The sequence below is a fragment of the Erwinia sp. AK-PDG3-5 genome (genome assembly GCF_056821705.1).
Map to the genome: position 1 here is coordinate 3,116,004 of NZ_CM165967.1, position 24,971 is coordinate 3,140,974.

A 24,971-nucleotide genomic window follows, 5' to 3' on the forward strand; every position below is an offset into this window, starting at 1 on the left:
TATAAAAGACAAAACAGAGGCCAGTTACTGCGCCTCTGTTGCACGATCAAAAGTGAGTCAAATTCACTAATGTCTGTTACTTACCACTTTTAACTTTAGTCCATGCGCGCGTACGCACACGGTCAAGTTTCGGATCCTGTACTTTCAGCACGAAAAGTTTCGCCATCGTTTCTGGCGTTGGGAAGATGCCCGGGTTGTTGCGGATATCTTCATTGATCAGCGGCACGGAAGCTTTGTTGCCGTTGGCATAGAACATCTTGTTAGAGACGTCAGCGATGACCTTCGGCTCCATTAGGTAGTTGAGGAACTGGTAAGCTTCATCGACGTTTTTGGCATCTTTAGGGATAGCCAGCATATCGAAGAACGCCAGCGCACCTTCCTTAGGAATGCTGTACGCCAGGTGAACGCCGTTTTTCGCTTCAATCGCGCGGTTTTTCGCCTGCAGAACGTCACCCGCCCAGCCAATCGCCACGCAGGTGTTGCCATTTGCCAGGTCGTTAATGTACTGAGAAGAGTGGAAATAACGGATGCTCGGACGCAGCTTCAGCAGCAGGTCGGTGGCCGCACCAGAGTAATCTTTAGAATCGGTGCTGTTCGGATCTTTGCCGAGGTAGTTCAGCACGGTGGCGAAGATCTCTTCCGGTGCATCAAGGAACGACACGCCGCAGCTTTTCAGTTTTTCCAGGTTTTCCGGTTTCAGCACCAGATCCCAGCTGTCGACCGGGGCATCTTTGCCCAGCGCCGCTTTAACTTTATCGACGTTATAACCGATACCGGTGGTTGCCCACAGGTAAGGGATGGCGTACTTGTTGCCCGGATCGTGCTGATCCAGCTTTTTCAATATGTCCGGATCGAGGTTTTTGTAATTAGGCAGTTTGCTTTTATCCAGAGGCTGGAAGACGCCAGACTGCAGCTGACGCGCCAGGAAGCTGGAAGACGGCACCACCACGTCATAACCGGTGCTACCGGCCATCAGCTTGCCTTCGAGCACTTCGTTGGAGTCAAACACGTCATAGACCACTTTGATACCGGTTTGTTTTTCAAAGTTCGGTACGGTATCCGGGGAAATATAGTCTGACCAGTTATAGACATGCAGCGTCTTATCAGCAGCACCTGCGCCAGCGGAAACCGCCATCAACACGCCAGCAACCACACCTGACAACCATTTCTTACGTTGGTTGAACATGTTTTCCATTCTCCTGAACAGGGATAATTACAAACAGAGGCACAGGCTCAGCCGGCCAGAACATGGCCCTATAATGAATGACTATTCATGGTGCTGTTAAATAGAAAAAACCTATACCTGAAGCGACGTTGCATGCGATATGCAGCCTGGCAAGAATAGCCCCCCTGCTTCCCTCAGGCCAGCCCTCCGGGTAAAAAACGCCTTTTATCGATTTTTAATGCATGTTTCCTCTATGTGATACGCCAAAGGTGGCATAAACGGCGACAGATATCTGGCATTTTAGGCTATAAAGCAGAATAAAAAACGGTTGTTCAGGCGAATCAACTGGGGAAAATAGCAACAGTTAAAAGTGATTGAATAAATAAACGGCAGGCAAAGCGGAGGACGGGTTAATCAGCGATCAACCCGACAAAGAAGACAGGATGGAATTTAGTGCAGGATCGAATGGGAAGAGACGATTTCGGTACGCTCGTCTTCCTCGCCTGGGATCAACAGTTGGTTGGCAAACGCTTCCAGAACCACCATCGAGATTTGCTCTTCACTCTGCTTCATAAAGTGCGCAAATTGCCCGTAGGTGATGCCCGCAGCGACCGTCAATGACTGGCAAACGATCAGCTTTGGCAAGTTGTCATCCTGAATATCCAGGAAGGCCTTAATGGTCAGCGAGCTGGCGTTAATCTGCGAAAGATCGCCAACCAGCGGGATCAGCGCAGTAGGTTTAACCTCTGCCAGCGCTGAAAACAGAATGACGTTGTCGACCAAATCGAGCTTGGCATCAAACACCCCGTCGAAATTTTGCATATGCGGCAGGTGAAGCGCCTGACAAGAGTCGCACTCAAACCAGGTGATGCTTTGCTGATCCAGCCAACGTCGTATCACGTCAATATCTGGAACGACGAGTGAATCCATGTGCTTTCTCTCTTACCGCCTTAAAATTGCGGCCTAGCTTACGGAAAAACACCGTTAAACACCACGATTGTGACAGAAATATGCGCTTATCCGCCGGTTTTCAGACAGAAGCCGGGGCGCGCCTGTTGCTCAATCCAGCCAATCATCATTGCGGCAATATCCAAACCGGTTGTCTTTTCAATTCCTTCCAGCCCGGGAGAGGCGTTCACTTCCATCACCAGCGGCCCACGTTTCGCCCGTAGAATATCCACGCCCGCGACATCTAATCCCAACGTCGCCGCCGCGTTAATCGCCATTTCGCGCTCGCGTCCGGTAATTTCAATGCTGCGTGCAGTGCCGCCGCGATGAAGGTTAGAACGGAAATCCCCTTCTTTCGCTGACCGCTCAATGGCCGCCACTACCTCACCGCCAATCACCAGGCAGCGAATATCCCGACCTTCAGCTTCTTTAATGAATTCCTGCACCAGAATATGCGCATTCAATCCACGGAAAGCATCAATGACACTTTCGGCTGCCTGACGCGTTTCCGCCAGCACCACACCAATTCCCTGAGTGCCTTCCACCAGCTTCACCACCAGCGGTGCGCCACCGACCATTTTGATCAAATCGCTGGTGTCATCAGGCGAATGGGCAAAGCCGGTAACCGGCATATCAATGCCCTGTCGGGCCAGCAACTGCAGCGACCGCAGCTTGTCACGCGCGCGGGTGATGGCCACAGACTCATTCAACGGATAGCTGCCACAGACTTCAAACTGGCGTAGCACCGCCGTGCCATAAAAGGTGATCGCCGAACCAATGCGCGGGATCACCGCATCAAAATGGGCCAGCTGTTTGCCACGGTAATGTATTGCCGACGAACCAGGATTGATATTCATATAGCAGGAGAGCGGATCGATCACTTCAACGCTGTGGCCACGCTTTCGCGCGGCCTCAAGCAGACGTTTGCAAGAGTAAAGCGAGCCATCTCGGGAAAGAATCGCTATTTTCACAGCTGCCTCCAGGGAGCTTAACGCGTTGCCCAACCCTGCTTGTGCAGGTAGTCCAGCATAAAGGGACGGCTCTCTTTAACGATGGTTTTCTGGATGTGCTCACTCCAGCTTTCGCGGCGCGGATTGCTCTCGCGGGACAGATAATATTCTTCCTGCTCGCCATCGTAGGCGGCAAGCACCTGCGCATCAATCGGCTGGTAATGGTTTTCGTGCACCAGCATCGCCAACGGCATACGCGGTTTCAGCTGTGGCGTCTGCGCCGGCGTGCCAAGGCACAGACCAAACAGCGGCAGCACAAATTTCGGCAGACCCAGAAGGTCGGTCACTTCCGCGATGCTGTTACGAATGCCGCCAATAAAGACGCCACCCAGACCGAGGGATTCTGCGGCGAGCATCGCATTTTGTCCCATTAACGCCGTGTCTACGCTGCCTAACAGCAGCTGTTCAGCCAGGCCTAACTGGGCTTCAGGGCAAATCTGCAGCAGACGATTAAAATCGGCGCAGAACACCCAGAATTCTGCCGCCGTCCCGACATACTGTTGACCGCCGGTCAGGCCAACCAGTTTTTCGCGCAGGCCTCTGTCGGTAATCCGGATAATGGATGAGCACTGCAAAAAGCTGGAGCTTGAGGCTGACTGAGCCGCCGACAGGATGGCCTCACGTTGCTGGTCAGACATCGGCTGGTCGGTAAACGATCGAATCGATCGGTGCGAGCGCTGTAGCTCAATGGTCGGGGTCATGCTTCTCTCCTGGTTTTGAATCATCACGCTTAGCGTTAAAAAGTTCCGGCGCCATCGCTTTAGCCGTGCGCCACATCATCACCAGCGCCGCAGGTAGCATCATCGCAATCCCGACGAAAATCATCACAGTGGCGGCCAGCGGGCCGGAAAAAGGTGCCGGTAAGGGTAGCATCCGGTGCAGCGTGAAGTAAGAGAGCACCAGCAAAATACCCCCCAGCCCTTCCAGCAGCAGAATGGATTTGGGCAACTGACTAAAAGCACGCATGGCGTATCTCCTCTGTAGGGGGTGCTCTATCCTTTATCAGGTTATTAAAGCCTATCCCGCAGCGTTGTGCATAGCCTGTACGAATCAGATCAACAGGTAATTCCTTCTTCCCTTCCCTGCGTGAAGCGGGCATCATATTCGGCATTAACTGATGAAGTGTGATGTACATCACATAAATTTTGACCTTTGAGGAGAAACCTATGTTTGCAGTGATTTTTGGACGCCCTGGCTGCCCTTACTGTGTCCGTGCGAAAGAGCTGGCTGAAAAGCTGACCGCCGAGCGCGAAGACTTCTCCTTTAGCTATGTGGACATCCACGCCGAAGGGATCACCAAAGCGGACCTGGAAAAAACCGTCGGCAAGCCAGTTGAAACTGTGCCGCAGATTTTCCTCGACGAAAAACACATTGGTGGTTGCACTGATTTCGAAGCTTACGCGAAAGAGAATCTGGGCCTGTTCCAGTAAGATTTCTACGCTGTCTGTTTCATCAGCCTGCTGAAGGCGTAAAAAAAGGTCGATATTTATCGACCTTTTTTAATGCCTGCAGTTTGTCACTTTAGCCTTCTCTTGCCGCAGCCCGCGCGTTGGCGGTCAGTGTCTTCTATGATCTTCATTGCCCATTAATGTTCGGGTTAGCATCACCAATAACGCCCCAGATCCACACCAGAAAATCGCACTGGTGATAAAGGCCAGTTCCTGCAACACCGGACTGGAAGCCGCTAGCGAAAAATGGAAAATAAGCCACAGAAAAGGCGTTGCCAGCAAGGCACCAGCCAGCGACACGGTCAGAGGCGCTTCTTTAGAGGTTAAGGCGGCAATCGCTCCCGGCAGGGCAAACATCAACAGGCCCAGACGGGGTTTTCCCTGAATAACGCTGTCGACATTCATTTCATATCTCACGGCCACAAAAACGAGGCAGTAAAGGACAAAACAAGCAATGACGCCTGTCCAGGACATCCCTTTAAATACCATAGGATCTTCTCCCGGCTATGTAATTCAGTTAACGAGTAAAATACGACCGTAACTTACGTCGCAGCGATGACTGGCTGAAAAAGTGATACGAAAGTGTCAAAAACATATTCTGAGAGCTGGCTGTTATTCAGGGCGCCCCGGAATATTAACGGCACTCTGTTGGCAGCGACGCAATATAAGGTAAATTCCGATTAACTTCAACAGGTTACTGGTAAACAGGACGTTACATGAGGCAATAAAAGGTCGCAAAGTTGTTAAATCAAAATGACATGGTGTTTAAGAGTGGTGCAGTCTTAAGCCTAACCTGCGGTTTTATTGAGAAATTTCTTAAGCGACAAATTCCCTTAATTTCCAGTTACTCCTTATTCCTTATGCAAAAAAAAATATTTCTGTGCAGATCAGAACTTTTGCATCTGGCCGTAGTCATAATTAGTGCCACTGCTTTTCTTTGAAATCCCCTTATTGTGGAGCCCGTTAATCATATGATTGGCGGGTTTTTTTCTTTCTACTTCAGAGTAATCTTAGTTATTCCACATGATGATCCCTTTCTTAACACGCCCAAGCCTCTGCTCACCCTTTATCTGGCAGACATTAATTTGTCATCAATCCTTAACAAAAGCACAACCAAACCGTCAATTAGGAGAGTGTTTATTTATCTTCTTGTGCGGTGCTTTTATCTTATCTGACTGATCCTGCAAGCAACTTGCTGTCACGCAGGACGGGATAATGTCATCGCCGGTGAGCGCGGTTGCCAGGCGTCTCTTATCTATTTGATCAACCGGCTGACAGGGTTGGCCGACGTGTTGGACTTTAGGTGTGTCTCACACCTGTTATTAAGACGAGGAATAATTACGATGGAAGCGCTGAACCGCATGCTTTTTCTATGGATAAACGCGACGCCGGCCTCACCGGACTGGCTGATTTCTCTGGCAACGTTTTTCGCCCGCGACCTGATTGCCGTTGTGCCTGTGTTGATCGTCGCCATGTGGCTGTGGGGGCCAGAGCGCGAAGTGGGTTCACAGCGTAAGCTGGTGTTGAAAACGGGCATAGCGCTGGGTTATGCGCTGACCATCTCCTGGTGCGTCGGCAATTTATTCCCCCATGCGCGACCTTTTGTGGTGGGTCTGGGTCATCAGTTCCTGCCCCATGCGCCAGATGACTCCTACCCAAGCGACCACGGCACCGCTATTTTCACCTTCGCCATTGCCTTTTTCTGCTGGCATCGTCGCTGGTCAGGTGCCCTGTTATTGCTGATGGGTGCGGCTATTGCCTGGTCACGTATTTACCTTGGCGTACACTGGCCAATGGATATGCTGGGAGGATTGCTGGTCGGTGCGCTCTCCTGTCTGTTTGCCCAGGTTGCCTGGCTTTTTTGCGGCCGCCGCCTGTTACAGAATATCTCCACGATATATCGACTGCTGTTCGCCTTCCCCATTCGTAAAGGCTGGATACGCAATTAGCGGTTGCGGATAAGTGCATATTCGTTGTGTGGTCAAAGAACCGGCAGTTTTATTGCGCAACATGATCTAATATTCGGTGAATTTAGCTCTCATGTTGCGCAAGCCGGCTTATTAGTTAACTTTTGCTCCCGCCTTAAAATCCATTCCATTGATTTACATCATTTTTAATGTTGATTAATCGTTACAAACCGATCGAGCGGACATTATTTAACCAACTCAAACCGGCAGCATTTCAGTCTAAAAAACCACAGTAGCAATATAAAACCAGCGTATTTGCCCAGCTTAAAAATCCCCTCCAGCATTTATCACTAATAATATTATTGGTATTGTGATTCAGATCGCCAGAAATTCGTTTTCACCCCCTTCCTTCTTCCATTTCAGATGGTAGAGTGTCGGCCTTTCCGGCAGAGCCTTAAATTAAATTGCGCTGCTACGCCGCCGTTTTCGCTGTATAGCGCACTTTACTTTACTGTTTTCAACTGGAGATCATCATGGATTCATCCAAAACGGCTTCACTGCCTCTCGCTAGCGCCGAAGAGGCAGCCAGCTGGCGTAAAAGCGACACCATGTGGATGTTGGGCCTGTACGGCACGGCGATTGGTGCCGGTGTATTGTTCTTACCGATAAACGCCGGTATCGGCGGGTTGATCCCGCTGCTGATTATGGCGCTTCTGGCGTTCCCGATGACCTTCTTTGCCCATCGCGGTTTGTGTCGCTTTGTGCTGTCTGGACGTGAAGTGGGTGAAGACATCACCGGTGTGGTTGAAGAGCATTTCGGTCAGGGCGCCGGTAAATTGCTCACCCTGCTCTACTTCTTCGCGATCTACCCGATTCTGCTGGTCTACAGCGTGGCGATCACCAATACGGTTGAGAGCTTTATGACTCACCAGCTGCACATGCAGGCGCCGCCAAGGGCGCTACTGGCCTTAATCCTGATTGTCGGTCTGATGTCGATTGTGCGTTTTGGCAAAGAGATGATCGTCAAAACCATGAGCGTGCTGGTTTATCCGTTTGTGATTGTGCTGATGGCACTGGCGCTGTTTTTAATTCCTCACTGGAACAGCTCTGTTTTCCAGCACGTAAGCTTAGCGGGCAGCGGCAGCGGCTTGTGGATGACATTGTGGTTGGCGATACCGGTGATGGTGTTCTCCTTTAACCATTCGCCGATCATCTCCGCGTTTGCGGTGGCCAAGCGTCAGGAATATGGCGAGGAAGCCGAGAAGAAGTGCTCACGCATTCTGGCCCGCAGCCATCTGATGATGGTGGTAACGGTGATGTTCTTCGTGTTCAGCTGCGTACTCAGCCTGTCTCCGGAGAATCTTGCCGAAGCTAAAGCGCAGAACATCTCTATCCTCTCCTACCTGGCGAACCATTTTGATACGCCGCTGATGGCCTGGCTGGCACCGATCATCGCTATGGTCGCCATTACCAAATCCTTCCTCGGTCACTATCTTGGCGCGCGTGAAGGCTTCAACGGACTGATGGTTAAGTCTCTCGGAGAGAAAGCGAAGAAGCTACCGGAAGCGAAGCTGAACCGCATCACCGCGATCTTTATGCTGATCACCACCTGGCTGGTCGCTACCCTGAATCCAAGCATTCTGGGGATGATCGAAACCCTGGGTGGCCCGGTGATTGCCGTACTGCTGTTCCTGATGCCGATGTATGCCATCAATAAAGTGCCGGCAATGCGTCAGTACAGCGGCAAAATCAGCAATATCTTTGTGGTGCTGGTGGGATTAATCGCGATTTCCGCTATCGCATACGATCTGGTCTGACGGAGATAAAAAAAGGGGCGAATCTCTTCGCCCCTTTCATGCTCTTACCGCCCGTCAGGCGAACCATTTGCCGAACCAGCCGGTCATTTTCATCATCACGAAATCCCAGATACGGCTAATAAATCCCCCCTCGTTCACATCTTCCATTACCACCAGCGGTCGTTGTTCAATCGTTTTGCCGTCAAGCTGGAAATCGATATTGCCCACCACCTGATTTTTCTTCAACGGCGCGGTGAGCGGAGGCTGTGAGAGGGTAAAGCTGGCTTTAAGGTTCTTGAGCTGGCCTTTCGGCACGGTCACCGAGGCATCACTGGCGACGCCAAGATTGACCTCTTTCTTATCGCCATACCACACCCGCTGGGTGGAAAACGGTTTGTCGGCTTTGATCGGCGTGACCGTATCATAGAAGCGGAATCCCCAGGTCAGCAGCTTTTCACTCTCGCGAAAACGCGTGGCATCGGTCGGGGAGCCTAACACCACTGATATCAGGCGCTGGTCGCCACTGAGCGCCGAAGCCACCAGATTATTGCCCGCACCCGCGGTATGGCCGGTCTTGATGCCATCAACCTGCAGGTTGCTGCTCCACAACAGGCGGTTGCGGTTTTGCTGATGGATGCGGTTAAAGGTGAACTCTTTCTCTTTGTGCAGCGCATATTCTTGCGGGACATCGCGAATTAACGCCTGGCCAATCAGCGCCATATCTCTGGCCGTGCTGTATTGCCCGTCAGAATCCAGTCCGTGCACGGTTTTGAAGTGGGTATTTTTCAGTCCGAGCGCCTGCACATAGTTGTTCATCAGGCTGACGAAGGAGTCCTGGCTGCCCGCAACATAATCGGCCAGTGCAATACTGGCGTCATTGCCAGACTGAATAATGATTCCCTTGTTCAATTCTGAAACGGGAATGCGATCGCCCGGCTTCAGAAACATCAGCGATGAACCTTGCAGAATGGGGTTACCCGTCGCCCAGGCATCCTTTCCGACGGTCACCATATCGTCGTTGGTAATTTTGCCGGCTTTGATAGCCTGTCCTACCACATAGCTAGCCATCATTTTTGTCAGGCTGGCAGGGTCAAGACGGTCATCTGCATGGGATTCCGCCAGCACTTTACCGCTGTTGTAATCCATCAGGATCCAGGCTTTAGCATCGATTTGTGGCGCTGCAGGCGCCTCTTCTGCACGGGTTGAGAAGGTGTACAGCAACAGTGAAGTGGTGACAGTCAGTGTCAAAGCACCGGCGGAAAGGCGTGATTTCTTCATGACGAGACCCAAATATCCATTTGAAAGACAAGTATTTTGCAGCGCGGCGGCGGAAACCCTGACACGCTAACGGTTTCTGGCCTTAAAAAGAACAGCATTACTGTAAAGTTATTCAGAGTTTATTAGATAAATCTGGGATATGCCGTACCGCTGCGCTTTTTTTCGCCATTAGTGGCCAACAGCACCAGGTGAAATTCCGATTTTTCGCAGAACAGTTAAGTCAGTCACATTTTTCCGCTAACCTGAATAAAGTTTGCCTTAGGAGTAATGACCATGGATTTAGCTTTGTTCGATCTTGATGAAACGTTGATCTGCGAAGACAGCACCGGCCTGTGGCTTCGTTATTTAGTCTCCCAGGGCTTTGCACCGGCCGCGCTGATTGAGCAGGAGCGGGCGCTGATGGAGCAGTATTATCAGGGTTCCCTGTCGATGGAAGAGTACATGTCCACCACCCTGTCGCCATTAACCGGCATGGGCACGCTTACCGTCACGGGCTGGGTCCGTCGCTTTATTCAGCGGGATATTCTGCCACGGGTTTATCCTTCCGCCCGCGAGAGAATGGCCTGGCACCAGGAACGCGGCGATAAGGTGATGGTGGTGTCTGCCAGCGGAGAACATCTGGTGGTGCCGATTGCCGAGCAGCTGGGTGCCCATGGCGCGCTGGCGATTGGCGTGGAAATCATCGATGACCGCTACAGCGGCCAGACCTACGGCACCATGACCTACAAAGAGGGCAAGGTCACCCGTCTTAATGACTGGCTGGCCGATCAGAGCGAAACCCCCTTTGGGAAAACCTGGGCCTACAGCGACTCGATTAACGACCTGGCGTTACTTGAACATGCGGATCATGCCCATGTGATTAACCCTGGCGAACAGTTACACAGTCTTGCCGAACAGCGTGGCTGGGAAGTGTGTCACTGGGTAAGATAAGCCTGAGGAAAATCGGGAAGACTGAATCAGTCTTCCCGATTTTGCTGACAATTCCGTCAAGCCCGCCGTTATTTCGCTAATCCCACCTTAAGCAGCTTGCCGTCCGATTCGTCGGTCAGCACATAAAGATAGCCATCCGGGCCGACCCGGACATCGCGGATACGCTCACCGCGATCCTGCAACAGGCGCTCTTTCTCTTCGACCTTATCGCCATTGACCGTCAGACGGATCAGGCTTTTATCTTTCAGCGCCCCGATAAATAGCGAGTTTTTCCATTGCGGGAAGTGGCTGTTGTAAAAGGCCATGCCGCTAATCGCCGGAGACACCTTCCACCAGAACACCGGTTGCACGGTACCCGGCGCCGTTCCCCCTTTCGAGCCTGGCACTTTCTCACCGTTGTAATCAATTCCCCAGGTTGCCAGCGGCCAGCCGTAATTCTGGCCTTTTCGCGGAATATTCACCTCATCACCACCGCGCGGACCGTGTTCACTTTCCCACATCTCCTTGCTCCACGGATTAAAGGCAAGCCCTTGTGGATTACGCATGCCATAGCTCCAGATTTCGGCTCTGGCGCCCTGCTTACCCACAAAAGGATTATCTTTTGGAATGCTGCCATCCGCATTGAGGCGAATAACCTTACCGGTTAAGGCGGTTAAATCCTGCGCTGACGCGGCCTGGAAGTTATCACCAAAGGTGACGTACAAATAACCTGCCTGATCAAAGGCCAGTCGCGATCCTAAGTTGGCCCCGCTGGAGAGTTTCGGTTGCTGGTGGAGTAAATCTTTAAAATCGGTCAGCTGCGTAAAATCGTTGCTGAGCAAGCCGGAGCCCACCACTGCGCCCGCACGCCCGTCGTCATCGGCTTCGGTCCAGCTCAGATAGACGCGGCGGTTTTGCGCAAAGTTGGGGGAGAGCACGACATCCAGCAGGCCGCCCTGACGTTGCGCCCAGACTTTGGGCACGCCGGAAATGGGTTTGGAGAGTCCTTTCCCCTGTTGCCAGTGCCTTAGCTGGCCTGAACGTTCGGTGATTAATATGCCTTGATTGTCAGGCAAAAAGGCCAGTGCCCAGGGATGATCAAGCCCGTGTTGTAACTGCTCAACACTGACCTTTTGGGCCAGTACGGGATGGGAAAACAGGACGGCGCTGGCGAGCAAGCAGAGGGGAAACAGACGAGACATACCTTCACTCCTTCAGGTCAATGTCCGTTAAATTTAGTGAAGAGAGCCTGAACTGGGGCTATTTTTACAAAACATTAAGCGCCGCAAAGCGGCGGCGCTCGTTAGAAATGCATGATTAAGGGTGTTGCGGGAAAGTGGTAACGTCAACAATCATCTCATCAGCCCCTTTTTGCAGATCGGCTAACGTGATTGGTGCACTGTTGTTAGGAACGGTTTTGCCATAGGCTTTTCGCACCGCTTCGACCACAACCTTACCGGTTTTGGCATCAATCAGCTGAGCTTCCAGATAAAGCACGCTGTTTTGCGTACGGTGGCCAGACGCAGCCATGGTTCCGGCAATCACCGCAGCTACCGGCACGACTTCATAGAACTGCACATCCTCATTTTCAGCTCTGACGGTAGTTATGGCAGTTTTCATGATCAACGTCCCCGGGCCTGGGGAACTGACCAACGGCTTTTGCTTCGCGACAGCGGCTTTCAGGCGGGTATCAACATAGCTTCTCAGATCGTCCAGGGTCGCCTGGCTGACACGTGCATTCGGTTTAGCCTCAGGGTAATAGACCACCGGCGTATAATAGACCCCGCGATAATCAGACGCCTTATAGTCCGGCGACATCCAGCGTAGCGTTTGGTGGCCACTGGGGGATGTGATTGGGGTAAGTTTTGAGTAATCGGGAAGGAACCCCGAGAAATTTTGAGATTCGGTGACTTTTGAAGCGCATCCGGACAAAACGGTTATAGCCAGTCCGGCAACAATACCAAGCCGCATCACACGCATGGGGGGTGTTCCTTTTTCACAGAGGATTAGGCAAAAAAACGTAAGGACAACTGAAGCATAGCGCGTCTTTCGCGCATCACCAGAAAGCGTAAGAGTAAACGTTATGTCGCCATACTTTCTTAACGCCAACAGCATCAACAATACTGTTTGCAGCCGCTGTTATACCGGTCAAAATCCGAGCAAATCTAACAAATGCCGCCCCTAATCCCGCTTGTTTTGATCTCCCTCAATCCGGCCGGGAATGGCCGTCAGTCAGAAGAATCCCCCTACACTTCATATTGCTGTATAAATTCTGCGTAGAGATGGGTAGAATCCCGCGCAAAATTGCTGTGCAAAACAGGAAATGAGTAATGTCGCAAAATACAACTATGGCGCCGCGTGTCGGATTTGTTTCTCTCGGCTGCCCGAAAAATCTGGTCGACTCTGAACGCATCCTCACCGAGCTGCGGACCGAAGGCTATGAAGTGGTTCCACGTTATGACGATGCCGAAATCGTCATCGTCAACACCTGCGGATTCATCGACAGCGCTGTACAAGAGTCGCTGGAAGCGATCGGCGAAGCGCTGAATGAAAACGGTAAGGTGATCGTCACCGGCTGCCTGGGCGCGAAAGAGAACCAGATCCGTGAAGTGCATCCAAAGGTGCTGGAAATCACCGGCCCGCACAGCTATGAGCAGGTGCTGTCGCACGTCCACCGCTATGTGCCTAAGCCTGCGCATAACCCGTTCCTGAGCCTGGTGCCGGAACAGGGCGTGAAGCTGACCCCGCGCCATTACGCTTACCTGAAGATTTCAGAAGGCTGTAACCACCGCTGTACGTTCTGCATCATCCCTTCCATGCGTGGCGATCTGGACAGCCGTCCGATTGGCTCGGTGCTGGATGAAGCCAAGCGTCTGGCTGAAGCCGGCGTGAAAGAGCTGCTGGTGATCTCCCAGGATACCTCGGCTTACGGCGTGGATGTAAAACACCGTACCGGTTTCTGGAACGGATCGCCGGTAAAAACCAGCATGGTCAGCCTGTGCGAGCAGCTGGCTAAACTGGGCGTGTGGGTGCGTCTGCACTACGTTTACCCGTACCCGCACGTGGACGATGTCATTCCACTGATGGCGGAAGGGAAACTGCTGCCTTACCTGGATATCCCACTGCAGCACGCCAGCCCGCGCATCCTGAAGCTGATGAAGCGCCCTGGCGCCGTTGAACGTACGCTGGAGCGCATCAAGCGCTGGCGTGCAATTTGCCCGGACCTGACGCTGCGCTCGACCTTTATCGTCGGTTTCCCTGGCGAAACGGAAGAAGACTTCCAGATGCTGCTCGACTTCCTGAAGGAAGCACGTCTGGATCGCGTCGGCTGCTTCAAATACAGCCCGGTTGAAGGCGCGACCGCCAATCAGTTGCCGGATCCGGTGCCGGAGTCGGTAAAAGAAGAACGTTATGACCGCTTTATGCAGCTGCAGCAGGCGATCTCCGCCGAGCGTCTGCAGGAAAAAGTCGGCCGTGAAATTCTGGTGATCATCGATGAAGTGGATGAAGAAGGGGCGATTGGTCGCAGTATGGCTGATGCGCCAGAGATTGACGGTGCCGTCTATCTTAACGGCGAGAAATCCCTGAAGCCAGGCGATGTGGTGCGTGTGAAGGTGGATAACGCCGACGAATACGACCTGTGGGCGTCTAAGATTTAATACCTGCCAAAAGGGCCGGCCACAAGGTGCTGGCCCTTTTCACTTACCGCGTTAACCAAACTCTTTTTGATGCTGTTTTTTGCGCTCAAGATAGTCTTTATCGGCGCGGATCTGGTCCCAATACCCTTTGAAAATCGCCGCTGAGGCCGCCTTTTCTTCGTTGAGTTCATAAGGCAACAGCTCGCGCTTCTCATCGTATTTCTTCCCACCCTTATGGTTGGCATAGCGTCTGGCGCGGGTGTATCCCATCTGAATAAATTTGCGGGCCATATCCATACCGACAAACTCATCGTTTTTCCGATACTGCTCAAAAAGCGCCATGATCGCCGTGGCTGAGACCTGCGCAATATCCGGTGTTTTAAACCGCCAGTGCGGTAGGATCTCACTTTTATAGGGCTCAACCATTAACACGCCCTGCTCTCCACGCCCCACCTGATACAACTCGGGATGCTTGCGAAAGTCGATTGTTTTGAAATCCTGCTGATAGTCGAACTCTTTCATTGCCACCCCACTGAGAAAGAGGCAAGCCTGGCACAGAAACCCAAAGTGCGCTGCCAGGCAACGCACTAAACGGCATCAGGTTTTCAGTTTAGGATCCAGCGCATCGCGCAGGCCATCCCCCAGCAGGTTAAATGCCAGCACCGTCAGAAAGATTGCCAGGCTGGGGAAGATCGCCACGTGCGGGGCCATCACCATATCGGCGCGGGCTTCATTGAGCATCGCCCCCCATTCCGGCGTCGGCGGTTGTGCGCCCAATCCAAGGAACGACAGGCTGGCCGCGGTAATAATTGAGGTGCCAATACGCATGGTGAAATAGACCACGATCGACGATATGGTTCCCGGCAGAATATGCCGCATGATGATGGTGAAATCGGAGGCGCCAATACTGCGGGCCGATTCGATAAACGTCATATGCTTCAGCACCAGCGTGTTGCCGCGCACCAGACGGGCAAAGGCCGGGATACTGAAGATCGCCACCGCCACAATCACGTTGGACATACCCGTGCCTAAAATCGCTACCACCGCCAGCGCCAGCAGGATCCCCGGAAAGGCGAACAGCACATCGCTGATGCGCATGATGATCCGATCCCACCAGCCTTCATAGTAGCCGGCCAGCAGCCCCAGCAAGGTACCAATTGCCGCGCCGATCGCCACCGAGAAGAAACCGGAAATCAGCGACAAGCGCGTGCCGGTTAGCACCCGGCTGAAGATATCGCGACCGAGCGAATCCACGCCAAACCAGTGCATCGTCGACGGGCCTTCGGTCAGCCGATCGTAGTCAAAATAGTTCTCTGCATCGAATGGCACAATCCACGGCGCAATCACCGCCACCACAATCAGCAGCAGCACAAACACCCCGGCCACCATCGCCACCGGCTGCTTTTTAAATCGCCGCCAGAATTCCCGCCAGGGTGTCCGCACGCGATGTTGGTTAATCGTTGGCATCGCGGACAGCGCCGCGCTACGTCGCCAGTTTTTCATCGCCGGTCCTTATTTGTAACGAATCGCGGGGTTGATGGCGGCGTAAAGCATGTCCACAACCAGGTTAATGAGAATAAATTCCAGCGAGAACAGCAGCACCTCGGCCTGCACCACCGGGTAATCACGCATCTCGACAGAATCCACCAGCAGACGCCCCAGTCCCGGCCAGTTGAAGACCACTTCCACCACAATTGAGCCGCCAAGCAGGAAGCCAAACTGCAGACCCATCATGGTGACCACCGGGATCATCGCATTGCGCAGGCCGTGCTTGACCACCACCAGCGTCTCACGCACACCTTTGGCCCGCGCGGTGCGCATGTAATCTTCCTGCATCACCTCAACAAACGAGGCGCGGGTAAAGCGCGCCATCACCGCCGCAACCGCGGCGCCAAGGGTAATGGACGGTAAAATGTAGTGCTTCCAGCCGTCCGCCCCAACCGTCGGCAGCCAGCCTAATTCAACCGAGAACACCTGCATCAGCAGCATCCCCAGCGCAAAAGCCGGGAAGGAAATCCCGGAAACGGCCAGCGTCATACCGAGACGATCTGGCCAGCGGTTGCGCCAGACAGCCGAGACGATGCCGATGCTCATGCCAAAAATCACTGACCACACCATGCTACTTAACGTCAGCCACAGGGTGGGTAAAAATCGCGCGGCAATTTCCGCCGAGACCGGCCGCTTTGATACCATCGACTGACCAAAATCGCCCTGCACTGCATTGCTGATAAAGTGCCAGAACTGCTGGATCATTGGCTGATCGAGGCCTAACTGCTGACGAACCAGTGCCACCACCGTTGCATCGGCTTCTGGCCCGGCAATCAGCCTGGCGGGATCGCCCGGCAGCATATGTACAAACAGGAACACCAATACCGCCACAATCAGCAGTGTGGGGATCAGTCCCAGTAAGCGTCTGATAAAATAGTTGAGCATGCGTCATCCTGCGCTTAAGACAACCACGCCTCCCATATCGAGAGGCGCGGTCACCGTGAGCGGGGTTTACTTCAGATCGGCGTCGTCAAAGCTGAACGAGGTGTCCGGCATCACGTAGAAGCCCGTCAGGTTTTTGGTATTGGCTGAAACCAGTTTCTCCACCACCAGCGGTACCCAGGGCTGCTCTTTCCAGATAATGTCCTGAGCATCTTTGTACAGCGCGGCTTTCTTCTCGCCGTCGGTGGTTTTCAGTGCATCGGCCAGATCGCTGTCAACCTTGGCATTACTGTAAAACGCGGTGTTGAAGATGGTTGGCGGCCAGGACTGGGTGGCAAATAGCGGCGTCAGTGCCCAGTTAGCCTCACCGGTGGAAGCAGACCAGCCGGTGTAGAACATCCGCACACCGCTCTCTTTCTGCCCTTTGTCTTCCACTTCTGCCGCACGTTGTCCCGCATCCATCGCGGTCAGGGTGGCTTTAATGCCCACCTGAGCCAGCTGCTGCTGAGTGAACTGCAGCACTTTCTGGGCGGTGCTGTGGTTGTGGGATGACCATAAGGTGGTGGTGAAGCCGTTCGGGAAGCCCGCTTCCTTCAGCAGCTCACGCGCCTTAGCCGGGTTATATTCCGGGGCCGGATAGGTCTGGGCGAACTGGATCGCGGGCGGCACGATACCCGTTGCTGGCGTGGCATAACCGGCAAACGCCACTTTCACCAACGCCTGGCGGTTGATGGCATAGTTGATCGCCTCACGCACCTTCGGATTATCGAACGGCTTCTGGGTGACGTTGAAGCTGATGTAACGCTGCATGATGGATGGCGAGGTCACCAGATCCAGCTTGCTGTTTTTCTCCAGCAGCTTTGCCTGCTCGTAAGGGATTGGGAAGGCAAAGTTGGCTTCACCGGTTTGCAGCATCGCCGCACGGGTGTTGTTGTCTACCACCGGACGCCAGGTAATGGTATCCAGCTTCGGATAGCCTTTCTTCCAGTAGCCGGCAAATTTCTTCACCTTCACGAAATCGGTCTGGTTCCAGGTATCCAGCTCATACGGGCCGGTACCGACCGGGTGGAAGCCGATCTCCTTACCGTATTTTTTCAGTGCCGTTGGCGAAATCATCGCGGCAGCCGGACTGGCCAGCGTGTTGATAAAGGCCGAGAATGGCTGCTTCAGGGTGATTTTCACCGTCAGCGGATCGATAACCTCGGTGGTCGCGATGGATTTAAACAGGTTGTAGCGCTTCAGGTGATTATCAGGATTACTGGCGCGATCGAGGTTTACCTTCACCGCTTCGGCATTGAAGTCGCTGCCATCCTGGAATTTGATGCCGCTACGCAGTTTGATGGTGTAGGTCAGGCCATCTTTGCTGGCATCAGAGCTTTCAGCCAGCACGTTGACCAGCTTCATGTCCTTATCAAAGCCAAACAGGCCCTGATAGAAAGATTTGGCCACCGCCTGCGACAAGGTATCGTTTGCGTCGTAGGGATCCAATGTTGTGAAGTTGGAGCCCACCGCGATCACCGCATCTTTCGCCGCCCAGGCAGGCACAGCGGCAAAGCTGCTCAATAAACCTGCGGTTAACAGTAACTTACGTTTGCTATGAATCATCATTGTGCGTTCATCTCCTGAAGTCCTTGTTGTTGTTGTGCAGCAATATCAGGCACCGCCAATCGCATGACGGGCAACATAGTGTCCGGCACTCACCTCAATCAGCGGTGCCACCACCGGTTCGTCCCCAAGGGCACGGATCGGGCTGGGAATTTCGTCGACCAGCAGCGCTCGTTCACGACGGCGATGGCGGGGATCGGCCACCGGCACGGCTGACATCAGCTTGCGCGTGTAGGGATGCTGGGGATTTTCAAATACGGACTGACGCGGGCCAATTTCGACAATCTGCCCGAGGTACATTACCGCCACGCGATGGCTGATGCGCTCGACGACCGCCATATCGTGGGAAATAAACAGGAACGCGATGCCGAACTCACGCTGCAAATCCAGCATCAGGTTGACGATTTGCGCCTGAATCGACACGTCCAGCGCGGAGACCGACTCATCGGCAATCACCACCTTAGGATGCAGCGCCAGCGCGCGGGCGATACAAATTCGCTGACGCTGGCCGCCGGAGAACTCATGCGGATAACGCCGCGCATGTTCAGGTAACAGACCGACGCGCTCCAGCAGCCACGCCACCCGATCTTCTGCCGCCTGCCCTTTTGCCAGCTTGTGCACCAGCAGCGGTTCCATAATCGAAAAGCCGACCGTCAGCCGGGGATCGAGCGATGCGTAGGGATCCTGAAAAATAAACTGAATATCCCGCCGCAGATGCGAAAGCGCCGAACCGGAAAGGGTATCGATGCGCTGGCCATCAAAGGTAATGGTGCCGCCCTGGCTTTCCACCAGCCGCAACAATGAACGACCGGTGGTGGATTTCCCACAGCCGGATTCGCCCACCAGCGCCAGTGTTTCACCGGGCCGCAGGTCAAAACTGACCTTCTCCACCGCATGAACCCGGCGGATGACGCGATTAAAAATGCCGCCACGAACATCGAAGCGCGTCACCAGGTCGCGAACCTGCAACACCGGCTCCGCATCGGGTGAAACGGTATCCTGAGGCACCGCGATTTCGTCGCGGCTCTCCAGTGAAATCAGCGGGAATTTGGCCGGATACGCCTGGCCAGTCATGGAGCCGAGTTTCGGCACGGCGGCCAGCAACGCCTTGGTGTAGGGCTGCTGTGGCGAGCTGAAAATCTCGTCCACGGTGCCGGTTTCCACCACATCGCCGCGGTACATCACCTGCACGCGATCGGCCATTTCAGCCACCACGCCCATATCATGAGTGATAAAAATCACCCCCATCTGCATCTCTTTTTGCAGCACGCGGATCAGCTGTAATATCTGCGCCTGAATGGTCACATCCAGCGCGGTGGTCGGCTCATCGGCAATCAGCAACGCCGGACGACAGGAGAGCGCCATCGCGATCATCACCCGCTGCCGCATCCCGCCGGAGAGTTGATGAGGAAAGCGGGTGAGGACGTTTTTCGCTTCCGGGATGCGCACCAGATCCAGCATTCTCTCGGCTTCCTGCAGCGCCTCGCGGTGGCTTTTGCCCTGATGAAGGCGAATCGACTCGGCAATTTGCTCGCCCACCGGGAACACCGGGTTCAGCGAGGTCATCGGCTCCTGGAAGATCATCGCCATATCCGCCCCGCGAATGCGGCGCAACTGGGATTGGCGCGCGCTGGCCAGATCGATGAGCTGGTCGTTGCGCCTGCGCAGCCACATTTCGCCGCTGTTGATGCTGCCACCGCCCTGCTCCACCAGCCGCATTAAGGCCAGCGAGGTGACCGATTTTCCGGAACCTGATTCGCCAACAATCGCCAGCGTCTCACCGCGCTGCACATCCAGCGACAGGTTTTTCACCGCCTGCACCACGCCCTCTTCCTGACGGAAGCTGACGCTGAGGTTTCTGACTGATAATACCTGCCCGGCAGGCAGGTCCGTGATCACCGGCATCCTGCTTCCTTATTCTTCGCGGTAAATACCGACATTAGGCGCATCACCCACATAGCCGTAGCCGCGATACATGCCTTCACTGTTGAATGGCAGGGCGACATTGCCCTCGCGGTCGACGGCTATCACGCCGCCGCTGCCACCCAGCACCGGGATTTTTTCCATCACCACGCGATCGCTGGCTTCTTTCAACGACAAGCCGCCGTATTCCATCAGCGCAGCGATATCGTAAGCCGCCAGCGTGCGCATAAAGACTTCGCCGGTGCCGGTGCAGGAGACCGCAACGTTGGCGTTGTTGGCATAGCAACCCGCGCCAATAATCGGCGAGTCGCCCACGCGTCCGGCCTGTTTGTTAGTCATACCGCCGGTCGAGGTCGCCGCGGCAAGATTACCGGATAAATCCAGCGCCACCGCGCCCACCGTGCCGAACTTGCGATCCGGATCGAGAGGATCGTCAGAGGTGTGTGCCGCGCCATCATGATCGAGCACGGCACGATCGGAATGCAGCGCGCGCTGAAGCTGTTCCCAGCGCTCAGGCGTGGAGAAGAAGTCAGGCGGAACCTGTTCCAGCCCGTGCTCAGCGGCAAATTTCTCTGCGCCTTCACCGATAAACATCACGTGCGGGCTGTTTTCCAGCACGGCACGGGCGGCCAGGACCGGATTACGCAGGGTATTCACCCCGGCAACCGCACCGGCGTCCAGCGAGCGGCCATCCATCACGCAGGCATCCAGCTCGTGGGTGCCCTGATGGGTGAAGACGGCGCCCTTACCGGCGTTAAACAGCGGGCACTCTTCCAGCAAGCGCACCGCTTCGGTTACGGCATCTAACGCGCTGCCACCCGCTGCCAGCACCGCCTGTCCGCTGGCAACAATGCCTGACAGGGCCTGAATATAGTGCTGTTCTTTCTCTGCGCTCATGCTGGCGCGGGCAATTGCGCCCGCACCGCCGTGGATCGCGATGACTGCTCTGGCCATAATCCGATTACCCTGGGTGCTAAATCAGCATGAAAAACACTGAGTTAGAATGAAATTGTTTAGGTCTGCATCGTTTTCGACTATAGGCAGGCTGTAAAGTGATGTAAAGCAGAATGTTCGCTGGCTGATAATAACGAAAGGTTCTATGTCATAACCGCTGACGGTGCAGGCGTGACCAGACCGCGAATTCACGCCATAATAATGGCAACTGACTGGATGACGGCCCGACGCTTCGGGCACGCTGGAGACACTATGGAAGCCTTTACTGCGGGATTGATCTCGCTGGACGATGCGCTGGCGAAAATGCTGGCAGCGATTACCCCGCTGACAGAGACGGAAACCCTGCCGCTGTCTGCGGCTGTCGGACGCATCACCGCCTGTGCGGTGACCTCGCCGATTGACGTGCCGCCGTTTGCTAACTCGGCGATGGATGGGTACGCCTTAAGAATGGCAGACCTTGCCAGACAGCCGCTGAAAATTGCCGGAAAAGCCTTTGCCGGCGCCCCGTTTAAAGGTGAATGGCCCGCGGGCACCTGCCTGCGCATTATGACCGGCGCGCCGGTGCCGTCCGGCACTGAAGCAGTCGTGATGCAGGAACAGACCGGCGAGGATGGCGATGCGATCCGCATTCTGGCCGACGTCACCGAAGGGCAAAATATCCGCCTGGCGGGCGATGACATCCTGCAAGGCGCCACGGTGCTGGAACACGGTATCCGCTTAGGTGCCGCCGAACTGCCGCTGCTGGCGTCTCTCGGGGTGGCAGACGTGGAGGTGCTGCGCAAACTGCGGGTTGCGGTGTTCTCCACCGGCGATGAGCTGCAACCTGTCGGCCAGCCGCTGGCGGAAGGTCAGATTTATGACACCAATCGCTTTGCCGTGCGGTTGATGCTGGACAAGCTGGGTTGCGAAGTGATTGACCTGGGGATCATCCGTGACGATCGGCAGGCGCTGCGTGAGGCTTTCCGCCAGGCAGACAGCCAGGCTGACGTGGTGATCAGCAGCGGTGGCGTCTCGGTGGGCGAAGCGGATTACACAAAAAGCATGCTGGAAGAGCTAGGCGAAATCAGCTTCTGGAAGCTGGCGATTAAGCCGGGCAAACCCTTTGCCTTTGGCCGTTTGGCCAACAGCTGGTTCTGCGGTCTGCCGGGCAATCCGGTTTCCGCCGTCCTCACCTTCTACCAGCTGGTTCAGCCACTGCTGGCAAAACTGACCGGGCAACAGGGACCGGCGCTGCCGCCTCGCCAGACGGTGAAAACGGCAACCGCGCTGAAAAAATCGCCTGGCCGCCTCGACTTCCAGCGCGGATACGTGCAACGCAACGAAGACGGCGAACTGGAGGTGCACTCCACCGGCCCGCAGGGTTCTCATGTGTTCAGTTCGTTCAGCCAGGCCAACTGCTTTATCGTGCTGGAGCGTGACCGTGGCAACGTTGAAGCAGGCGAATGGGTCGAAATCGAGCCGTTTAACAGCCTGCTGGAGGGCTGACATGCTGCCTGAACTCAGCGACGAAGAGAGCCTGCGCTACAATCGCCAGATTGTGCTGCGCGGCTTTGACTTTGACGGCCAGGAGAAGCTGAAAGCCGCTAAAGCGCTGATTGTCGGACTGGGCGGGTTGGGATGTGCCGCCGCGCCCTACCTTGCTTCTGCCGGCGTGGGCCAGCTAACGCTGCTGGATTTTGACACGGTTTCCCTCTCCAATCTGCAACGGCAAATTTTGCATCGCGACAGTGCGATTGGCCAGGCGAAAGTCGATTCTGCCCGCCAGCAGTTAAGCCAGATTAACCCGCATATCCGCCTCGACGCCATCCACCAGCAGCTGGATGATGCGCAACTGGCTGAGCTGATTGGTCAGCAGGATGTGGTGCTGGACTGTAGCGATAACGTGGCCACCCGTGAACAGCTAAACCGACTGTGTCACGCCAGCAAAACGCCGTTGGTGTCGGGCGCGGCCATCCGTATGGAAGGGCAAATCGCCGTGTTTCGCTGGCAGCAGGATGAACCCTGCTATCGCTGCATCAGCCGCCTGTTTGGCGATGCCACGCTCAGCTGTGTCGAAGCGGGCGTGATGGCGCCGTTGGTCGGGGTGATTGGCTCGCTGCAGGCGATGGAAGCGATTCGTCTGCTGAGCGACTTTGGCAACCCGGTACCGGGAAAACTGCTGATGTATGACGCGATGACGCTGCAATTTCGCGAAATGAAGGTGGCGAAAGATCCGACCTGTGAGGTCTGCGGTCACTGATATTTTCGTCTGCTTGTGGGGCGTTTTTGCTACAAAGCGCCCACTTCTGCTCTTTTTCCACAGTTAAAACAACGCCCTTTACCCGCAGCCACTATAGTTATGCGAGTTAATGCCGGTACTAAAGGAGCGTTTTGTTATGACCGCGGAGCCCCGTCCACAGCCAGACGTCAACCTGCTGAACCTGAGAAAGATGCTGATTGTCTTTCTGCTGGTGATCGGCGGTGCAGTGGTTATGGTCACGGGCTGGGTGGTGTTCAACACCTGGGAACGGATGGTCGACGAGACGCAAAACGATGCGCGCAACCTGTCGCAATCCGTTTCCCGACAGGCGGAAGACTCCTTTTTACAGGTCGAACTGACCTTACAGGATCTGCGCGATCGCATTACCCTGGTGGGTCTGGATAAGGAGAGGCAGGAATACCTGCGTTCGCTGATTACCGATCGCAAGGCGTCACTGCCACAGCTGCACGGGCTGTTCGTGTATGACAGTCAGGGCAACTGGGTGGTGACGTCAGAAGGCGCGTTAAAGCAGCACAGCAACAATCAGGATCGTGAATACTTTCGCTATCATCAGCAGCATACCGATCCCGGCGTGCATATCAGTGAGGTGATCCGAAGCCGCAGTACCGGCGCATTGATTATCCCGGTCTCAATGCGGCTAAATAATCGCGATGGCTCCTTCCGTGGCGTGCTGTTGGCGACCCTGCGCATCGACTATTTCCGGCAGATTTTTGGCTATTACAATCTTGGCGAACGAGGTTTGATTGCGCTGATCGTCAATAACGGCACTATCCTTTACGCCCGTCCCTTCCCTGACAGCACCATCAACCGCAATATCGCCAATAGCCCGTTATTTACCGAACTGCTTAAAATCTCGCCAAATGGGACCGCAACCTATAAGTCGGCATTAGACGGCGTGGAACGGGTGTTTGGCTATGCCAGCCTCAAGCGTTATCCGCTGGTGGTGACCGTCGGTTATGATCGTAAGCAGCTGGTTCATGCCTGGTTTACCGACCTGCTGATCTATCTGATCCTCTGCTGTCTGCTGCTGTTGGTGATTTTTGTGCTGGGCTATTTTCTGCTGCGCAATCTTAGCCAGAATATCCGCGATCAGGCCGAACTGGCTCAGGTGCGTGAACAGCTCACCAGCATGAACCGCACGCTGCAAACGCTGGCACTGGTAGACAGCCTGACCGGGTTAGCGAACCGCAGACAGTTTGACCTCTATCTGGATCGGGCGATGGAACGCGCCAATAAGCTGCGAAAACCGCTGGCGCTGCTGATGATTGATGTCGACTCATTTAAAAACTTTAACGACACCTATGGGCATCTGTCCGGCGATGACTGTCTTAAACGCGTCGGTGATGCGCTGCTGCAGGTGTCACACCGGTCGGACGATATGATCGCCCGTTACGGCGGCGAAGAGTTTGCGGTGATCCTGCCAGACTGCGAGGGTGAAGGCGCCCTGCGCTTTGCCCGCTCAGCCCTTGAATCGGTGGCGGCCATGGCCATCCCCCATCAGAATAGCCAGCACGCGGCTAAAATCGTCACCATCAGCATAGGCGTCCACGTAATGCAGGGTGGCCTGCCGGAAAACTCCCGCCATGCGTTGATTGGTCAGGCCGATAAGGCGCTGTACCAGGCGAAAATGTCCGGTAAAAACCGGGTTGAGATGGGATAATGGCACGCAACCCAATAAAAAAGGGACCCGAAGGTCCCCT

Annotated in this window: 23 protein-coding genes; 8 read left to right on the top strand and 15 right to left on the bottom strand. The window is 54.6% G+C overall.

Going from position 1 to position 24,971, the window contains the following annotated elements; all coding sequences use genetic code 11:
• Positions 1 to 76: 76 nt before the first annotated feature.
• The 5 genes from potF to AC1UKS_RS14430 all read right to left on the bottom strand — a co-directional run bounded on the left by potF (position 77) and on the right by AC1UKS_RS14430 (position 4,089).
• Positions 77 to 1,186, bottom strand: a complete 1,110-nt coding sequence (gene potF / locus AC1UKS_RS14410) for a spermidine/putrescine ABC transporter substrate-binding protein PotF (RefSeq protein ID WP_265911901.1) — start codon at positions 1,184 to 1,186, stop codon at positions 77 to 79.
• A 429-nt stretch (positions 1,187 to 1,615) separates the two neighbouring features.
• Positions 1,616 to 2,095: a YbjN domain-containing protein gene (locus tag AC1UKS_RS14415; protein WP_482434179.1), complete on the bottom strand. Its 480-nt coding sequence runs from the start codon at positions 2,093 to 2,095 to the stop codon at positions 1,616 to 1,618.
• 86 nt (positions 2,096 to 2,181) lie between these two features.
• Positions 2,182 to 3,084 carry a 30S ribosomal protein S6--L-glutamate ligase gene (rimK, locus tag AC1UKS_RS14420; protein ID WP_105759333.1) on the bottom strand — a complete coding sequence of 301 codons (903 nt, stop codon included), beginning with the start codon at positions 3,082 to 3,084 and terminating at the stop codon, positions 2,182 to 2,184.
• A 17-nt stretch (positions 3,085 to 3,101) separates the two neighbouring features.
• Complete coding sequence (gene nfsA / locus AC1UKS_RS14425; RefSeq protein WP_265911898.1) at positions 3,102 to 3,824, bottom strand: oxygen-insensitive NADPH nitroreductase; 723 nt, start codon at positions 3,822 to 3,824, stop codon at positions 3,102 to 3,104.
• A complete protein-coding gene (locus tag AC1UKS_RS14430) occupies positions 3,808 to 4,089 on the bottom strand; it encodes a YbjC family protein (RefSeq protein ID WP_265911897.1) in 282 nt (93 codons plus the stop codon). Before AC1UKS_RS14430 ends, nfsA begins: the two co-directional genes overlap by 17 nt.
• A gap of 200 nt (positions 4,090 to 4,289) precedes the next feature.
• Here AC1UKS_RS14430 and AC1UKS_RS14435 point away from each other — a divergent pair, with 200 nt between their 5' ends.
• Complete coding sequence (locus AC1UKS_RS14435) at positions 4,290 to 4,553, top strand: GrxA family glutaredoxin (RefSeq protein ID WP_013201485.1); 264 nt, start codon at positions 4,290 to 4,292, stop codon at positions 4,551 to 4,553.
• A 126-nt stretch (positions 4,554 to 4,679) separates the two neighbouring features.
• Here the strand turns inward: AC1UKS_RS14435 and ybjM are convergent, their stop codons facing one another.
• Positions 4,680 to 5,060 carry an inner membrane protein YbjM gene (gene ybjM, locus AC1UKS_RS14440; protein WP_265911896.1) on the bottom strand — a complete coding sequence of 127 codons (381 nt, stop codon included), beginning with the start codon at positions 5,058 to 5,060 and terminating at the stop codon, positions 4,680 to 4,682.
• Positions 5,061 to 5,914: 854 nt separating this feature from the next.
• Between ybjM and ybjG the strand changes: the two genes are divergently transcribed.
• Entirely contained in the window at positions 5,915 to 6,520 is a 606-nt protein-coding gene (ybjG, locus tag AC1UKS_RS14445; RefSeq protein ID WP_482434181.1) for an undecaprenyl-diphosphate phosphatase, read from the top strand.
• A 491-nt stretch (positions 6,521 to 7,011) separates the two neighbouring features.
• Complete coding sequence (locus AC1UKS_RS14450; RefSeq protein ID WP_151037868.1) at positions 7,012 to 8,295, top strand: HAAAP family serine/threonine permease; 1,284 nt, start codon at positions 7,012 to 7,014, stop codon at positions 8,293 to 8,295.
• A 54-nt stretch (positions 8,296 to 8,349) separates the two neighbouring features.
• Here the strand turns inward: AC1UKS_RS14450 and AC1UKS_RS14455 are convergent, their stop codons facing one another.
• The gene (locus tag AC1UKS_RS14455) at positions 8,350 to 9,552 is read right to left on the bottom strand and encodes a serine hydrolase (protein WP_482434183.1); all 1,203 of its coding nucleotides are present in this window, start codon (positions 9,550 to 9,552) and stop codon (positions 8,350 to 8,352) included.
• 273 nt (positions 9,553 to 9,825) lie between these two features.
• Here AC1UKS_RS14455 and AC1UKS_RS14460 point away from each other — a divergent pair, with 273 nt between their 5' ends.
• Positions 9,826 to 10,482, top strand: a complete 657-nt coding sequence (locus tag AC1UKS_RS14460) for an HAD family hydrolase (RefSeq protein WP_482434184.1) — start codon at positions 9,826 to 9,828, stop codon at positions 10,480 to 10,482.
• A 68-nt stretch (positions 10,483 to 10,550) separates the two neighbouring features.
• On the opposite strand, the gene AC1UKS_RS14465 is transcribed toward AC1UKS_RS14460, so the two are convergent.
• Together AC1UKS_RS14465 and AC1UKS_RS14470 are read right to left on the bottom strand one after the other, a co-directional pair.
• Positions 10,551 to 11,663 carry a PQQ-dependent sugar dehydrogenase gene (locus AC1UKS_RS14465; RefSeq protein WP_482434186.1) on the bottom strand — a complete coding sequence of 371 codons (1,113 nt, stop codon included), beginning with the start codon at positions 11,661 to 11,663 and terminating at the stop codon, positions 10,551 to 10,553.
• A gap of 115 nt (positions 11,664 to 11,778) precedes the next feature.
• Complete coding sequence (locus tag AC1UKS_RS14470) at positions 11,779 to 12,441, bottom strand: DUF3313 domain-containing protein (protein ID WP_482434188.1); 663 nt, start codon at positions 12,439 to 12,441, stop codon at positions 11,779 to 11,781.
• A gap of 350 nt (positions 12,442 to 12,791) precedes the next feature.
• On the opposite strand from AC1UKS_RS14470, the gene rimO reads away from it, so the two are divergent.
• Positions 12,792 to 14,120: a 30S ribosomal protein S12 methylthiotransferase RimO gene (rimO, locus tag AC1UKS_RS14475; protein WP_482434190.1), complete on the top strand. Its 1,329-nt coding sequence runs from the start codon at positions 12,792 to 12,794 to the stop codon at positions 14,118 to 14,120.
• 51 nt (positions 14,121 to 14,171) lie between these two features.
• Here rimO and AC1UKS_RS14480 read toward each other — a convergent pair whose 3' ends face one another.
• From AC1UKS_RS14480 to AC1UKS_RS14505, 6 genes are all read right to left on the bottom strand, one after another.
• Positions 14,172 to 14,621 carry a DUF4385 domain-containing protein gene (locus AC1UKS_RS14480; RefSeq protein ID WP_265911887.1) on the bottom strand — a complete coding sequence of 150 codons (450 nt, stop codon included), beginning with the start codon at positions 14,619 to 14,621 and terminating at the stop codon, positions 14,172 to 14,174.
• Between the two features lie 75 nt (positions 14,622 to 14,696).
• A complete protein-coding gene (gsiD, locus tag AC1UKS_RS14485) occupies positions 14,697 to 15,602 on the bottom strand; it encodes a glutathione ABC transporter permease GsiD (protein ID WP_482434192.1) in 906 nt (301 codons plus the stop codon).
• 9 nt (positions 15,603 to 15,611) lie between these two features.
• Positions 15,612 to 16,532: a glutathione ABC transporter permease GsiC gene (gene gsiC / locus AC1UKS_RS14490; protein ID WP_053145853.1), complete on the bottom strand. Its 921-nt coding sequence runs from the start codon at positions 16,530 to 16,532 to the stop codon at positions 15,612 to 15,614.
• Positions 16,533 to 16,598: 66 nt separating this feature from the next.
• Complete coding sequence (gsiB, locus tag AC1UKS_RS14495; protein ID WP_053146443.1) at positions 16,599 to 18,134, bottom strand: glutathione ABC transporter substrate-binding protein GsiB; 1,536 nt, start codon at positions 18,132 to 18,134, stop codon at positions 16,599 to 16,601.
• Between the two features lie 48 nt (positions 18,135 to 18,182).
• Entirely contained in the window at positions 18,183 to 20,039 is a 1,857-nt protein-coding gene (gene gsiA / locus AC1UKS_RS14500) for a glutathione ABC transporter ATP-binding protein GsiA (RefSeq protein ID WP_482434194.1), read from the bottom strand.
• 9 nt (positions 20,040 to 20,048) lie between these two features.
• A complete protein-coding gene (locus AC1UKS_RS14505; protein WP_482434196.1) occupies positions 20,049 to 21,011 on the bottom strand; it encodes an isoaspartyl peptidase/L-asparaginase in 963 nt (320 codons plus the stop codon).
• Positions 21,012 to 21,263: 252 nt separating this feature from the next.
• Between AC1UKS_RS14505 and moeA the strand changes: the two genes are divergently transcribed.
• From moeA to AC1UKS_RS14520, 3 genes are all read left to right on the top strand, one after another.
• A complete protein-coding gene (moeA, locus tag AC1UKS_RS14510; protein WP_482434198.1) occupies positions 21,264 to 22,496 on the top strand; it encodes a molybdopterin molybdotransferase MoeA in 1,233 nt (410 codons plus the stop codon).
• A gap of 1 nt (position 22,497) precedes the next feature.
• The gene (moeB, locus tag AC1UKS_RS14515) at positions 22,498 to 23,250 is read left to right on the top strand and encodes a molybdopterin-synthase adenylyltransferase MoeB (RefSeq protein ID WP_482434200.1); all 753 of its coding nucleotides are present in this window, start codon (positions 22,498 to 22,500) and stop codon (positions 23,248 to 23,250) included.
• A gap of 136 nt (positions 23,251 to 23,386) precedes the next feature.
• The gene (locus AC1UKS_RS14520) at positions 23,387 to 24,931 is read left to right on the top strand and encodes a GGDEF domain-containing protein (RefSeq protein WP_265911880.1); all 1,545 of its coding nucleotides are present in this window, start codon (positions 23,387 to 23,389) and stop codon (positions 24,929 to 24,931) included.
• Positions 24,932 to 24,971 lie beyond the last annotated feature (40 nt).

Bases quoted from the DNA above. Each gene is read 5' to 3' on its own strand.
- nfsA (WP_265911898.1), bottom strand. From the start codon at position 3,824: ATGACCCCGACCATTGAGCTACAGCGCTCGCACCGATCGATTCGATCG.
- AC1UKS_RS14465 (WP_482434186.1), bottom strand. From the start codon at position 11,663: ATGTCTCGTCTGTTTCCCCTCTGCTTGCTCGCCAGCGCCGTCCTGTTT.
- AC1UKS_RS14520 (WP_265911880.1), top strand. From the start codon at position 23,387: ATGACCGCGGAGCCCCGTCCACAGCCAGACGTCAACCTGCTGAACCTG.
- AC1UKS_RS14450 (WP_151037868.1), top strand. From the start codon at position 7,012: ATGGATTCATCCAAAACGGCTTCACTGCCTCTCGCTAGCGCCGAAGAG.
- gsiD (WP_482434192.1), bottom strand. From the start codon at position 15,602: ATGAAAAACTGGCGACGTAGCGCGGCGCTGTCCGCGATGCCAACGATT.
- AC1UKS_RS14480 (WP_265911887.1), bottom strand. From the start codon at position 14,621: ATGAAAGAGTTCGACTATCAGCAGGATTTCAAAACAATCGACTTTCGC.
- potF (WP_265911901.1), bottom strand. From the start codon at position 1,186: ATGTTCAACCAACGTAAGAAATGGTTGTCAGGTGTGGTTGCTGGCGTG.
- moeB (WP_482434200.1), top strand. From the start codon at position 22,498: ATGCTGCCTGAACTCAGCGACGAAGAGAGCCTGCGCTACAATCGCCAG.
- AC1UKS_RS14430 (WP_265911897.1), bottom strand. From the start codon at position 4,089: ATGCGTGCTTTTAGTCAGTTGCCCAAATCCATTCTGCTGCTGGAAGGG.
- AC1UKS_RS14415 (WP_482434179.1), bottom strand. From the start codon at position 2,095: ATGGATTCACTCGTCGTTCCAGATATTGACGTGATACGACGTTGGCTG.
- AC1UKS_RS14455 (WP_482434183.1), bottom strand. From the start codon at position 9,552: ATGAAGAAATCACGCCTTTCCGCCGGTGCTTTGACACTGACTGTCACC.
- moeA (WP_482434198.1), top strand. From the start codon at position 21,264: ATGGAAGCCTTTACTGCGGGATTGATCTCGCTGGACGATGCGCTGGCG.
- gsiB (WP_053146443.1), bottom strand. From the start codon at position 18,134: ATGATTCATAGCAAACGTAAGTTACTGTTAACCGCAGGTTTATTGAGC.
- AC1UKS_RS14460 (WP_482434184.1), top strand. From the start codon at position 9,826: ATGGATTTAGCTTTGTTCGATCTTGATGAAACGTTGATCTGCGAAGAC.
- gsiA (WP_482434194.1), bottom strand. From the start codon at position 20,039: ATGCCGGTGATCACGGACCTGCCTGCCGGGCAGGTATTATCAGTCAGA.
- AC1UKS_RS14470 (WP_482434188.1), bottom strand. From the start codon at position 12,441: ATGCGTGTGATGCGGCTTGGTATTGTTGCCGGACTGGCTATAACCGTT.
- AC1UKS_RS14435 (WP_013201485.1), top strand. From the start codon at position 4,290: ATGTTTGCAGTGATTTTTGGACGCCCTGGCTGCCCTTACTGTGTCCGT.
- ybjG (WP_482434181.1), top strand. From the start codon at position 5,915: ATGGAAGCGCTGAACCGCATGCTTTTTCTATGGATAAACGCGACGCCG.
- ybjM (WP_265911896.1), bottom strand. From the start codon at position 5,060: ATGGTATTTAAAGGGATGTCCTGGACAGGCGTCATTGCTTGTTTTGTC.
- rimO (WP_482434190.1), top strand. From the start codon at position 12,792: ATGTCGCAAAATACAACTATGGCGCCGCGTGTCGGATTTGTTTCTCTC.
- gsiC (WP_053145853.1), bottom strand. From the start codon at position 16,532: ATGCTCAACTATTTTATCAGACGCTTACTGGGACTGATCCCCACACTG.
- AC1UKS_RS14505 (WP_482434196.1), bottom strand. From the start codon at position 21,011: ATGGCCAGAGCAGTCATCGCGATCCACGGCGGTGCGGGCGCAATTGCC.